General features: G+C 71.1%; 7 protein-coding genes. 3 read left to right on the top strand and 4 right to left on the bottom strand.

From position 1 onward, the window contains the following. Positions 1–37: 37 nt before the first annotated feature. Positions 38–532, bottom strand: a complete 495-nt coding sequence (locus ACFP2T_RS31690; RefSeq protein ID WP_377428251.1) for a winged helix-turn-helix transcriptional regulator — start codon at positions 530–532, stop codon at positions 38–40. 98 nt (positions 533–630) lie between these two features. On the opposite strand from ACFP2T_RS31690, the gene ACFP2T_RS31695 reads away from it, so the two are divergent. From ACFP2T_RS31695 to ACFP2T_RS31705, 3 genes are all read left to right on the top strand, one after another. Beyond that, positions 631–2,082 (top strand): MFS transporter, encoded by a 1,452-nt coding sequence (locus ACFP2T_RS31695; protein ID WP_377428253.1) that lies wholly within the window; start codon positions 631–633, stop codon positions 2,080–2,082. Between the two features lie 179 nt (positions 2,083–2,261). After that, complete coding sequence (locus tag ACFP2T_RS31700) at positions 2,262–3,542, top strand: MFS transporter (RefSeq protein ID WP_377428255.1); 1,281 nt, start codon at positions 2,262–2,264, stop codon at positions 3,540–3,542. 285 nt (positions 3,543–3,827) lie between these two features. Further along, positions 3,828–5,717, top strand: coding sequence for an adenylyl cyclase (locus tag ACFP2T_RS31705; protein ID WP_377428257.1), 1,890 nt, complete (start codon positions 3,828–3,830; stop codon positions 5,715–5,717). Between the two features lie 84 nt (positions 5,718–5,801). Here the strand turns inward: ACFP2T_RS31705 and ACFP2T_RS31710 are convergent, their stop codons facing one another. The 3 genes from ACFP2T_RS31710 to ACFP2T_RS31720 all read right to left on the bottom strand — a co-directional run bounded on the left by ACFP2T_RS31710 (position 5,802) and on the right by ACFP2T_RS31720 (position 12,801). Next, positions 5,802–7,253 (bottom strand): MFS transporter, encoded by a 1,452-nt coding sequence (locus ACFP2T_RS31710; RefSeq protein WP_377428259.1) that lies wholly within the window; start codon positions 7,251–7,253, stop codon positions 5,802–5,804. Between the two features lie 102 nt (positions 7,254–7,355). Continuing rightward, on the bottom strand, positions 7,356–11,915 hold the full coding sequence (locus tag ACFP2T_RS31715) for a glycoside hydrolase family 2 TIM barrel-domain containing protein (RefSeq protein WP_377428261.1): 4,560 nt from the start codon (positions 11,913–11,915) through the stop codon (positions 7,356–7,358). A gap of 244 nt (positions 11,916–12,159) precedes the next feature. After that, positions 12,160–12,801 (bottom strand): hypothetical protein, encoded by a 642-nt coding sequence (locus ACFP2T_RS31720; RefSeq protein WP_377428263.1) that lies wholly within the window; start codon positions 12,799–12,801, stop codon positions 12,160–12,162. Positions 12,802–12,859: the final 58 nt, after the last annotated feature.

A 12,859-nucleotide genomic window follows, 5' to 3' on the forward strand; every position in this document is an offset into this window, starting at 1 on the left:
CGGGGCGCGACGCGGCGTTCCGCCACCGGGGGCCGTTTCAGCCTCGGCTGGCCGACACGCTCCGGCCCATGGTTTCGCGGCGTTCGGCCTCCCGCTCGGCCTGCCGCTGTTCTTCCGCCATCCGGACGTCGTACGCGGCGCGCGCCGTCGCGATCGCATTCTGGTGCGTCTCGGTCCAGTGGACCAGAGCACGAATGGTCTCGTGCAGGGTCGCGCCCATTGGCGTGAGTTCGTAGTCGACCCGGGGCGGCACCGTCGGATACACGGTGCGGGTGACCAGCCCGTCGCGTTCGAGGTGCCGCAGGGTACGGGCGAGCATCCGCTGGCTGATCCCGTCGACCTTGCGGCGCAACTCCGTGAAGCGGAGGCTCCGGCGGTCGAGCAGGGCGATGACGAGCAGGGACCACTTGTCCGCGATGCGGTCGAGGATCTGCCGGACCTCGCAGTCCTCCCGGGTGTCCCACTGGAGCACGTCGTAGTCGGCGTCGGTATCCGCGCAGTGACCGAGGGACCGCGAAGTTCCTTCTTCCATGGCTACCGATGGTGCCTGACGATGCTGCTGGTTACAAGAAGGAACCGGCATGCACTGGAGGAACCAGGAAGCCGACGGTTCCCCGAGAGGAGTCGATCATGATTGCGTCGAGCGGCCGCATGGACGGACGGGCGTGGGGTGTGTTGTTCGTCCTGTGCGGAGCGATCTTCCTGGAGGGGATCGACGTGGCGATGCTGAATGTGGCACTGCCCGCGATCCGGGCCGATCTCGGACTCTCCACCGGGACGCTCAGCGGTGTGGTGAGTGCGTACGTGCTCGGCTACGGCGGCTTCATGCTGCTCGGTGGCCGGGTCGCCGACCTGCTCGGTCGCCGCCGGATGTTCCTGTTCTGGCTCACCGTCTTCCTGGTCTTCTCCGGCCTGGGCGGATTCGCCACCGAGGGCTGGATGTTGCTGGTGGCCCGGTTCGTCACCGGCGTCGCCGCCGCCTTCATGGCGCCGGCCGGGCTGGCGTTGCTCACCAGCACCTTCCCGGAGGGCCCGCAGCGGACGAGGGCGCTCGGCGTCTACGCCGGGATCGCGTCCGGCGGCTTCTCACTCGGTCTCGTCGCCGGCGGCCTGCTGACGGCGATCGGGTGGCGGTGGGTGTTCTTCGCGCCGGTCGTCCTGTCCGGGATCATCCTGCTGGCGGCCGTCCCCCTGCTCACCGAGCGGGACGAGCCGACGCCGCGGTCCGGCGGGTTCGACCTGGCCGGTGCGTTCAGCATCACCGGCGCGATGCTGCTGCTCGCCTACGGCGTGGTACGGCTGGAGCACACCGGTGACGGGCTGGCCACCACCCTCGGGGTGTTCGCCGCGGCGGCGGTGCTGGTGGCCGCCTTCGTCGTGATCGAGCGGCGGTCGGCCAACCCGCTGGTGCGGTTGGGCATCCTCCGTTCCGGGCCCCTGGTCCGGGCCAACCTCGGCGCACTGCTGTTCCTGGGTTCGTTCGCCGGCTTCCAGCTCCTGGTCACCCTCTACCTCCAGGAGCTGCGGGGGTGGAGCGCCCTGGAGACGGGCCTGGCCATGCTGGTCATCGCGATGGACATGATCATCGCTCCGACCCTGACGCCACTGCTGGTGAATCGCTTCGGCAACGTCCGGGTCCTGTTCGGCGGGTTGGTGGCGGCGGCGCTGGGCTACGCGCTGTTCCTGCCGGTCGCGTCGGACTGGACGTACGCGGCCATGCTGCCGACCATGCTGCTGCTGGGGGTGGCCTTCTCCCTGACCTACGGCCCGCTGACCATGGCCGCGACCGACGGTGTCGACGAGGAGGAGCACGGCCTGGCCGCCGGTCTGCTGTACACGTCGATGCAGTTCGGCACGGCCCTGGGCATCTCCGCGGTGACCGCCGTCAGCGTCGGCGCGATGCCGGACGGCAACCCGGCCGGGGTCGAACTGGAGGCGATCAGGACCGCGCTGCTCGTTCCGGTCGTCGTCGCCGTGCTGGCCGCCGTCATCACCGCGTTCGGCCTCGGTCGCCGAAGGCCGGCCGACGATTCCGGGGCCGGTGTCGTACCCGTACCGGCGCCCGTCGAGATCTCGGCCTGACCGGTACGGAGGCGGGTCGACGGCTAGCAGAGGAGCCGCTGGCATGACCCCGGTCAGGCCCACGGCGGGGATGTAGGGGAGCTTAACGCTGCGTGCAGATCTTTTCGCTTGTCTTACGACCGTGGTCGGGACACCGTAGGAGATCCGGCCCGATGCTCCACCCACCAAGTGAACGGATCATGGCACCTGACTCCCCGTGGCGGATCTCCGACTTCCGCGTCCTGTTCACCGCGAGCATCCTCAGCCAACTCGGCACGAACATCGGCTACGTCGCCGTACCGCTGATCGCGGTGTCCGTGCTCGACGCGGGCCCGGGACAGGTCGGCGCGCTCGCCACGCTGAGCACCATCGCCTTCCTCCTCATCGGTCTGCCCGCCGGGGCGTGGCTCGACCGGCTGCGCCACCGGCGGGTGCTGATCGTCGCGGATCTGGTCCGCGCCGCCCTGTTCGCCGCCATCCCGCTGGCCTGGTGGCTCGACGTCCTCACCCTCGGCCAGTTGTACGTCGTCGTCCTGCTGCACGGCTGTGCCACCGTCTTCTTCGACGTCGGGTCGCAGAGCGTGCTGCCCCGGCTGGTCGGGCGGGACCGCCTGGTCCCGGCGAACGCCGCGATCGTGAGCCTGATCGCCGCCGGCAACGTGGCCGGCAGGGGCGCGGGCGGTGCGCTGGTCCAGTTGCTCACGGCACCGCTGGCCATCGCGGGGGCGGCCGTGAGCTACCTCGCCTCGGCCCTTCGGCTCGCCGCCGTCCACCGTACGCCCGCACCGCCCCGTCCCGCCCCGACCAGCCGACTGGCGACGCAGATCGCGGAGGGGCTGCGGCACGTCTTCGGCAATCCCGAACTACGGGCTCTCGCGCTCACCGCGGCCCTGAACAACGTCGGGTCGCAGATCGTCAACACCCTGCTTCCGGTGGTGTTCATCCGCGACCTCGGCTTCCCGGCAGGCGCGCTGGGGCTGTTCTGGGCGGCGGGCGGCGCCGGCCTGCTCCTCGGAGCGCGCTGCGCCCGCCCCGTCGCCGGTCGGCTCGGCTACGGCCGGACGCTCGGCCTCGTCGGGCTGTGCCTGGCGCCCGCCGGACTGCTCGTACCGCTTCTCGACCGGGGTCCCTGGCTGTGGCTGGCCGGAACGGGCTGGATGCTGGCCATGTTCAAGACCGGCATGGACAACGTCCTCGGCGTGAGCCTGCGACAGCGGATGACCGCCGACCCCATGCTCGGCCGGATGAACGCCACCTTCCGGTTCCTGCTCACCGGGGCGCTCGCCGTCGGCGCCGCCGTCGCGGGCCTGGTCGGCGAGCTGACCAGCGTGCGGAACACGCTCTGGCTGGGTGCGGCCTTCCTCGCGACGGCCTTCCTGCCGGTCTTCCTCTCTCCGCTCCGCAGCCGCCGCGACCTGCCCGGACAGCAGGACGGGCCGCGGGACACCCCGGCGGTTACCGTCCTGACCGGACGCCCGTAGCGCGGCGCCGGTACGTGGCCCGGACCCCGACCGGGTCTTCCGGACCATGGCGTACCGCCGCCGCACAGGGTAGAAACATCTCACCCCTTCTTTCCTGGCGCGGCACCGCTCCGGCGGCCGAGAGAGCGCTCTCAGCGACCGTCGGCGTCCCGCCACCGTCCGAAGAGGCAGGTCGATGGCGATCACGAACACCCCGGCGGACGAGCACGCTCTGTCGGAGCATCCCGCACATTCTTACGTCGCTGCGTCTGGAGCACGTTCCGGCCAGCGGAGAGGACGACCCGTATGACGACCCAGTCCCCTGGCCCGCGACGGCGGCCCGTTCACCGGCGACTCGGCCGAGCGCTCGCGCTCGCCCTCGTGCTGACGACCGCCGCCACCGCGACCAGCACGCCCGTCGTCGCCGGTCCGCCCCGGCACGGTACGTCGGACCTCGGACGCCACGTCACGATCTTCGACCCGAGCATGCCGGTCGGCGAGATCCAGGCGACGCTCGACGCGACCCACGCCAGGCAGGTCGGAAACGAGATGGGCACCGACCGGTACGCCTACCTGTTCAAGCCGGGCACCTACGGCACCGCCGAGCAGCCATTGCAGATCAAGGTCGGCTACTACACCGAGATCTCCGGCCTGGGCGCCTCGCCCACCGACGTCGTCATCAACGGCAAGGTCGAGGCCTACAACCGCTGCCTCGAGGGTGGCGGCACGAGCAACTGCCTCGCCCTGGTCAACTTCTGGCGTACGCTGTCCAACCTGTCGATCAACATCAACGCGGCGGGCCAGGACAGTTGCCGGGCGTCGGCGAACTTCTGGGCCGTGTCCCAGGCGGTGTCGCTCCGCCGTCTCGACATCAGCGGTGGTGGGCTGTCCCTGATGGACTACTGCACCGCCGGCCCGCAGTACGCCAGCGGAGGCTTCATCGCCGACTCGCGGCTGCCCGCCACCACCAACGGCTCCCAGCAGCAGTGGCTGACCCGGAACAGCGAGGTCGCCGGCTGGTCCAACGCGGTGTGGAACCAGGTCTTCGCCGGCGTCGTCGGTGCTCCGGACGACGCCGGCTTCCCCGACCCGCCGTACACCACGCTCGACACCACCCCGCTCAGCCGGGAGAAGCCGTACCTGTTCCTCGACGGCCAGGGCCGGTACAACGTCCGCGTCCCCGCCGTGCGGCGGGACAGCCGGGGCATCTCCTGGGGGGACGGCGTGACGCCGGGCCGGACGATCCCGATCCGGGACTTCTTCGTCGCCAAACCGTCCGATCCGGTGCACGTCATCAACGGCCAGCTCGCCCGCGGCAAGCACCTGCTGCTCACCCCCGGCGTGTACGACGTCGCCCGCAGCATCGAGGTCAGGCGCGCCGACACCGTCGTCCTCGGCATCGGGCACGCCACCCTCACCGCCGTGAACGGCGCCATCCCGCTCGACGTCGCCGGCGTCCCCGGCGTGGTGGTGGCCGGCGTCACGATCGACGCCGGGCTCAAGGAGTCACCGGTCCTGCTCCGGGTGGGCAGCAGGCACGGCCGGAACGCCAGCACCCCGCACAACCCGACGACCCTGTCCGACGTGTACTTCCGGGTCGGCGGCCCACACATCGGCCGCACCAACATCGCGCTCGAGGTCAACAGCGACCACGTCCTGATCGACCACACCTGGGTGTGGCGCGGCGACCACGGCGTCGAGGGCTTCACCACCGGTGTCAACGGCGACACCGACCGCTGGAACACCAACACCGGCCGGTACGGCGCCGTCATCAACGGCGACCACGTGACGGCGACCGGCCTGTTCGTCGAGCACTTCCAGCGGTACAACACCGTCTGGAACGGTGAGCACGGCACGACGATCCTGTACCAGAACGAGCTGCCGTACGACCCGCCGACCCAGGCGGACTGGATGAACGGCGACGTCGAGGGCTGGGCCGGCTACAAGGTCGGCGACCGGGTGCGGCACCACACCCTGCACGGCGGCGGCGTGTACGTCTTCAACCAGAACAACCCGTCGATCCACACCGAGAACGGCTTCGAGGTGCCGGTGACCCCGGGTGTCAGGCTGCACCACATCATGACGGTGAACCTCAGCGCCGGCACGATCGACCACGTGGTCAACGGGCTGGGTGAAGCGGCGGACACGACCCGGGTCGGCGCCCCGGTCTTCGTCGCGCAGTACCCGGCCCCGTAACCGGCGGCCCGCACCATCGTCGTGGGCCGGGGCCTCGCGAAGCTCCGGCCCACGACGGTCGAACCCACCGCGCGGCGACACCCCTCAGGTCTCGACCGGGCGCAGCTCCGCCGGGCTCGGCTCGGGCTCGGTCGCCGGGCCCGCCGTGAACCGGTGGCTCAGCCGCCGGTACGGTCGGCTGCGCAGCGCGACGATCGTGGCGATCAGGCCGAGGATGCCGGTCAGCACGAACACGAGGGCGAGGCCACGGTCGGGGCCGGTGCCGAACCAGCCGCCGATCATCCGGGCGCCCGCGCCGTCGGTCATGAACGGGATGAACACGAACTGGGCGATCGGCGAGATCAGGAACGCGGTCAGCGGCGAGGCGGCCTGCTCGACACTCTGCGCGAAGCCGAAGACCCGGCCCTGCCGCTCGTACGGCACTACCTTCTGCAGGATCGTCTGCTCGGCGGCCTCCGCGTACGGCACGAGCAGCATGTACGCGTACATGCCCACGGCGAGCAGGATGATCGAGGCCCGCAGCGGGAACAGCATGGTGACCGTCCACAGCACGACGTTGATCAACAGCAGCAGCCGGAGCGGGTTCCGGCTCAGGCCGGTCCGGGCGATGAGCAGCCCACCGACGATGAAGCCGGTGCTCAGCACTCCCCAGAGCAGGCCCCAGGTCTGGACGGAGACCAGCGACAGCCCGTACGCGTCCATGAGGGCCATGAACGCGCCACCCAGGAAGTTGTTGAACGCGGAGAAGAGGATCAGGGCGCTCAGCCCCGGCACCTCGCCGATCACCCGCATGGTGCCGCGCAGGTCCACCCTGCGCTTCGGGGCGACCGCCACCGCGCCGTCCGCCGGTCCCGCCGTGCCGTCCGTCAAGGCCGCCGTGCCGTCCAGCGGTCCCGACGTGCCACCCGTCGAGGCCGTCGGGGCCGCCGCGCGGTGCGGTACCGGGACGACGGCCAGGTGCAGCACGGCGACGGCGAGTACCGCCAGCGCCAGGACCAGCACCCAGAACATGCCGCCGATCGCCACGAGCACGCCGCTGATCACCGACGTCACCAGGAAGCTCACCCCGGACGTGGTGCCGACCAGCCCGTTGGCCCGGTCCCGGGTGTCCTCCGAGATCAGCACGGTCACCAGTGTCGGCAGCGCGATCGTCCGGACGTTGCCCGCGATGACGCCGAACATCAGCAGCACGATCAGCGTCCAGAGGGCGACGCTCGTCGGATCGGTGAACGACTCCTCCGGGGTGAACTGGTAGACGACGAAGGCCACGGCGTACAGCGCGAACGACACCGCCGCCGACACCTGCATGACCGTCTTCTTCGGGTAGTGGTCGACCAGGCTGCCGAACCAGATGCCGGTCAGCGCCGTCATCACCAGGAAGATCCCGGAGATCACACCGGTGGCGAAGACCGAGCGGGTCTGGATGTACACGTAGAAGGTGATCGCGAACCAGACGGTGAAGTTGATGACCGACACCAGCAGGGTGCTGACCAACAGTTGGTAGAAAGTCCTTCGATCCCCGTGGATGACGGCCATGCAGCAGAGGGTAAGACCTCAGGCACGGTTGACGTCCACAAGGGCGCGGCCGGAACGCGCTTTTTGTGTCCGTCCTCACGGACGCCGGCACCGGGCCCGGGCTCAGGGACAGGTCAGCCGGGCCCCGGCCCAGTCGCCATGGTCGGCGCCGTTGCCGTTGCCGCCGTCGGTGACGCGCAGTTCCAACAACTGGCCACCGCTGACGTCAGCGGAGATCCGCTCGGGGCCGGCGGCGCCGGTCAGGACGCCGCTCGCGGTGCGTCGCTCGCCGTCGACCCAGACCTCGAAGCCGACCGAGCCGCCCGTACCCATCTCGTCGTCGACGCCGACATCGGCCCGGAACGAGGTGCACCGACCGCCCAGGTCGACCACGATCCGCGACGGCGCGTGGGCGCCGATCCCCTTGTCGTACGTCGTGCCGCCGATGCGGAGCCGCTGCCCGTCGCCGGCCGCCTGCTCGCCGTTGCTGATGTCCCGTTCGACCGGCCCCCAGCCGTTCTCGGCGACGAGGAACGGCAGGTCGCTCACCCAGCGGTCGGCCGGGGGCAGCGGGGCGCGTACCGTCGTGGTCGCCTCGACGGTCGTCGGGAAACCGTTGCCCACCGCGTCCACCGTCGCGGTCAGGTCGTACCCGCCGTAGTCCGTCTCCGGCGGTGCGGTGACGGTGAAGACCGCCTCCTCGGGGGCGCCGTACCGCACCGAGTCCAGCGACACCGTGGCCGGGGTGACCGTCCAGCCCTCCGGCGCGGCCAGCCTGGCAACGGCGTTCCCGAGACCGTCGGCGCAACGGGAGCCGACCGTGACCGTGACGCGCTGCGGTTCGCCGGGCCGGATCTGGGCACCGGCGGTGACCGCGACGTCCGGTGGGCAGGGCGCCTGCGCCCGGGAGTCGGGCACCCCGCCGGCCCGGATCTCCCGCCCGGTCAGCGGGCGCAGGGTCAGGGTGTACTCGTGTGAACGGTTCGCCGGGACCCGGTACTCGTCCAGCACCGAGTTGGGCGTCTCGCCCATCCCGGTCTCGCCGGCCGCCGCGTGCAGGGTGACCCAGCCCCGGTTGCGGACCAGCGGAAGCTGGAAGTCGTACTCGGCGCGGGCCAGTTCGTCGTACGGGGTGACGCTGACGTCGAGGTCGGTGGTGGCGGAGCTGCTGCCGACCAGCAGTCCCTGCCGGCCGTCGGTCAGGGTCGCCCACCGGGCGCCGGTGTGGTTCCCGTACGCCTGCGGACGCGAGTAGCGCACGTACTCCTCGTCGACGCTGCTGCGCCACACGCCGGTGAACGCGCCGCTGTTCCGGTCGTTGTACGTCTCGTGCGGCCCCCGGCCGTACCAGGCGAACCGCCGCATCTCCTCGGGCACCTTGACCTGCACGCCCAGCCGGGGCAGGTACGGCAGTTGGCTGACACCGGAGCCGCGCGGCGTGACCCGGTGCTGGAGGGTGATGGTGCCGCGACCGTCGATGCGGTAGCGCATGGTCTGGTCGATCTCGAAGGACGCCGAGCCCCGGGCGACGCTGCGCACCTCGACGACCGCCGCGCCCTCCTCGACCGTGGACGACACGCCCGTCACCTCGGTACGCAGCCGGTCGAGGCCGAGCGCGTGCCAGATCTCCCGGTCGGCGGTGCCCCAGCCGTAGGTCTCGTTGCTGGTCGGCGGGCGGTAGACGTCGAGTTCCGGGCCGGTGCGCAGCAGTTCCCGCCCGTCGGAGGACATCGAGCGGAGGGTGCCGCTGGAGGTGTCGAACCGGTACCGCCAGCCGGGACCGGACACCACGATGGTCTTGTCGTCGCGGGTCAGCCCCGGAGCGGTGCCACCCGGAACGGCCGGCAGGACACCGGGCACCACCCGGCCCCCGGCGGCGAACTCGTCCCAGCCGTACCGGGAGCCGTCGGCGCCCACGGCCTCCAGCCGGAGCCGGCGCTGCCGGTCCTGCGGGTTCGCCGGCGCGGCGCCGAGGTCGACGTCGACGGTCTGCCCCGGGCCGAGGCGCAGCGGGCGGGTACCGGAGCGGAGCGTGCGGTCGAGTTCGACCAGCGACCAGCGCAACCGGACGTCGAGGGCGCCCGCCGGTTGCTCGTTGCGGATCCGGACCCGGCCGGTCGACGCGTCGTCGGCGCTGAACCGGACCGGCGCGTGTGCCCAGGCCACCTCCACGGTCTCCGGCTGGAGGTACCGGTCGGTGCCGACCAGCCCGTCGGTGCCGGAGAGGCTGATGCCCAGGCTGTCGAACTCGCCCCGCCGCTGCGTGCGGTCGAAGTCCAGGGCCAACGCGGCCCGGTGGACCGGGTCGGCGGCCAACTCCTGCGCGGACAGGGCCGCGCCGTAGACCCGGACGTCGTCGACCAGACCCCGGGCGAGCCGGGTACGCAGGTCGTCCTGTTGGGTGGCGGCATTGCGGCCGACGTTCACCTCGTACAGGCCGGGGTCGAGGGCGCCGGAGCGGGCGGCGGTGGCGACCTCGACGCCGTCGACGTAGAGCCGCAGCGCGGTGCCGTCGTAGACGCCGGTGACCCGGTGCCAGGCGTCGTACCAGTCGGCCGGTACGCCAGCGGTCACTGCGGTCCAGCCGGAGCCGGCGGTGACGCCGAACTCCAGCGTCGTACGGTCCCGCATCTGCAGGGCGTACGCCCGCCCCTTGGTGACCACCGGGAAGCTGCCTGCCCACTCGCCGGGGCGTACCCAGGCGTCCAGGGTCACCGCCGCCCCGGTGAAGTCGAGGCGGGGATCGCGGAACACGTCGACGAAATCGTCCAGGCTGGACAGGGAGACCGCCTGGCCGCGACGGCCGGCGACCAGGCTCGGCTTGCCGACGAAGAATGCCTGGATCCGGTGGGGCGACGAGTCCGGGGTGAACACCAGCGGCTGGCGCAGGTTCGCCTCGGCCCAGTCCCAGACGAAGCCGCCCTGTAGGGACGGGTACCGGCGGGCGAGTTCCCAGAACCGGTCGAAGTTGCCGACGCTGTTCCCCATCGCGTGGGCGTACTCGCCGAAGACCACCGGCCGGGTGGTGGTGCGGGCGATGGTTTCGACGTAGCCCGGCGTCGGATAACGCGGCCCCCAAACGTCGGCGTACGGCGCGTCGCCGTTCGGACTGTTGGACTGGTGGTAGAGCAGCCGGGTGGGTTCGTTCGCGTCCGCCCACTCCGCCATCGCGTAGTGCGCCGTGCCCAGCCCGGCCTCGTTGCCGGTGTCCCAGATGATCACGCTGGGATGGTTCTTGTCGCGGTGCACCATCGCCTGGAACCGGTCCGCGAACGCCGCCTGCCACTCCGGCCGGGAGGCGAGGCAGTTGGCGGGGCAGTTCTCCCGGGAGTGGGTCTCGATGTCCACCTCGTCGGCGATCCAGAGTCCGTGCCGGTTCGCCAGGTCGTACAGGTACGGGTCCGACGGGTAGTGCGAGGTGCGGACCGCGTTGATGTGCAGGCTCTTCATCAGCGTGACGTCGCGGCGCTGGGCGGCCCGGCTGACGTGCCGGCCGGTTTCCGGGTCGGTCTCCGCGCGGTTCGTGCCCTTGATCAGGATGCGTTCGCCGTTGACCAGCAGTTGGGCGTCGCGCACCTCGACCTCGCGGAAGCCGACCGCCTGCGCGCTGGTCTGCGTGACCCGTCCGTGCGGATCGAGGAGTTCCAGCACCAGCGCGTACAGCCGGGGCGCGTCCGCGCTCCACTTGGCCGGGTTCCGCACCGTGGCGGTGAGCGTGCTCTGGCCGGTGGGCGTGCTCGGGGCGGTCATCGTGGCGACCCGCCGGCCGTCGGCGTCGAGCAGGGTGCCCCGGACGGTGTGCCCGTCGGCCGCGCCGCCCAGCCCGATCCGGGCGGTCAGGGTGGCGTCGGTGTACCGGTCGTCCAGGTCGGTGCTGACGTACGCGTCGCGCAGGTAGGTCCGCGGTGTCGCGTACAGCCAGACGTCGCGGAAGATTCCGCTGTAGCGCCACTGGTCGACGTCCTCCAGGTACGCCCCCGAGCCCCACCGGTGCACCTGCACCGCGACCCGGTTGGTCCCCGGACGCAGTGCGTCGGTGACGTCGAACTCGGCCGGCGTGTAGCCGCCCTGGTCGTAGCCGACGTAGCGGCCGTTGACCCAGACGAAGTAGCCGCTGGTGACGCCCTCGAAGCGGAGGACCGTCCGCCGGTCGGACCAGGACGGTGCGACCTCGAACGAGCGCACGTACGCACCGGTGGGGTTGACGTCTCGGGGCACCCGGGGCGGGTCGTCGGGCCAGATCTCCTCGGGAATGTTGCGGAACATCGGATGGTCGACGAAGTCGGACTGCCAGGTGTGCGGCACGGTGGCGGTCGGCCAGCCCGAGACGTCGAAGTCCTCGGCGTGGAAACCGGCCGGCACCAGGTCGGGCCTGGCGGCGATGGTCAGCCGCCAGCCGCCGTTCAGTGCGGCGATCCACGGCGAACGGGCACTGTGCTCGGTGATGTCGGCCGCGGCGCTGCGGGCGTCCGGGTACGGGCGGAGCATCGCGTGCGGAGGCTCCTGCCCCTCGCCGGTCATGCCGGGATCCTCAAGGTAGCGGTGGACGTCGTCGGCGGTCACCGGACCACCGCCCGGCGGCACACCGCCCCGTTCCCACCCGGAGGCCGCCGTGGCGGGTACGCCGGCGGGTGCCAGCAGCGTGACGATGGTGAACGCAGCGAGGAGTCCACGTCCCGGCATCGACATCCTCCCATCGGATCTCAACAGATCCGCACAGGGACCGATATGTATGAACTCTTCCTAACATCCAGAGCTGCCGATATTCAAGGGATCAAGGAGAGCGGGATGGAGGAGTTCGTCCCCAACGCCGGCATCGGTCACCCGACGAGCGCAACGCGCGCAGGTCGGATGACCGATGCCCCGGCTCGACGCCACCGCCCTCGGCCCAGGTGCGGTAACTGGTGCCGGTGCCGGAGTCGCGAGGTCAGCCCGTCCTGAGCCGCCACGTCTCCAGACGGGTCGGCGCCAGGGTGTTCTGCGGGTAGTAGCCCCACTCCTCGCAGCCCGCCGTGCCCGCGGCAGGCGGCCCGACCCGCCCGAGCACCCGGTACCGCCACGCCTCGATGTAGTAGCTGACCTGGTAGACATCCGTGCCGTACTCGGCGACGAGCCGGGTACGCGGCGGAACCGTCGTGGAGAGCATCACGCCGATGGTCGTGGTGACGCTGGACTCGATGGTCGTGCTGACGTTGGAGGTCAGGAAGTCCTTCACCAGGGTCGCCGAGATCCCGACCGTCGCCGAGATCTTGTACGTCTTCGCCACCGACGACGAGATCGTGTAGGTGACCGGGCTGTCCGTGCCGTTGTCCAGGGCCCGGCCGTCACTGACCAGGAACTGCGGCACGGCGGAGATCAGGGTGTAGCGGTACCCCTCCCAGACGTTGATCGGCAGGACGATTCCGTCGGTGTCGGGGGAACGGGACCCGGCCGAGTACCCGGGGTAGTACCCGGAGATCAGTTTCCATTCGGTGATACCGGCCGGACACGGAACGATCGCACCCGCGTTCGCGACGCCCGGAGTCGCCGTCACGACCATGCCGGACAGCAGGGCACCGAGTGCGGCCACGACGCCGATCCGGCTCCGGCCCGACCGCCCTGCCCTCCGGGCGGCCGGCGCGACAACC

This window comes from Plantactinospora solaniradicis (assembly GCF_042658085.1).
In the GTDB taxonomy this organism is placed as follows: domain Bacteria; phylum Actinomycetota; class Actinomycetes; order Mycobacteriales; family Micromonosporaceae; genus Plantactinospora; species Plantactinospora solaniradicis.

Excerpts from the sequence above, each read along its gene's own strand:
- ACFP2T_RS31700 (WP_377428255.1), top strand. The coding sequence starts at position 2,262 with ATGGCACCTGACTCCCCGTGGCGGATCTCCGACTTCCGCGTCCTGTTC.
- ACFP2T_RS31715 (WP_377428261.1), bottom strand. The coding sequence starts at position 11,915 with ATGCCGGGACGTGGACTCCTCGCTGCGTTCACCATCGTCACGCTGCTG.
- ACFP2T_RS31690 (WP_377428251.1), bottom strand. The coding sequence starts at position 532 with ATGGAAGAAGGAACTTCGCGGTCCCTCGGTCACTGCGCGGATACCGAC.
- ACFP2T_RS31705 (WP_377428257.1), top strand. The coding sequence starts at position 3,828 with ATGACGACCCAGTCCCCTGGCCCGCGACGGCGGCCCGTTCACCGGCGA.
- ACFP2T_RS31695 (WP_377428253.1), top strand. The coding sequence starts at position 631 with ATGATTGCGTCGAGCGGCCGCATGGACGGACGGGCGTGGGGTGTGTTG.
- ACFP2T_RS31710 (WP_377428259.1), bottom strand. The coding sequence starts at position 7,253 with ATGGCCGTCATCCACGGGGATCGAAGGACTTTCTACCAACTGTTGGTC.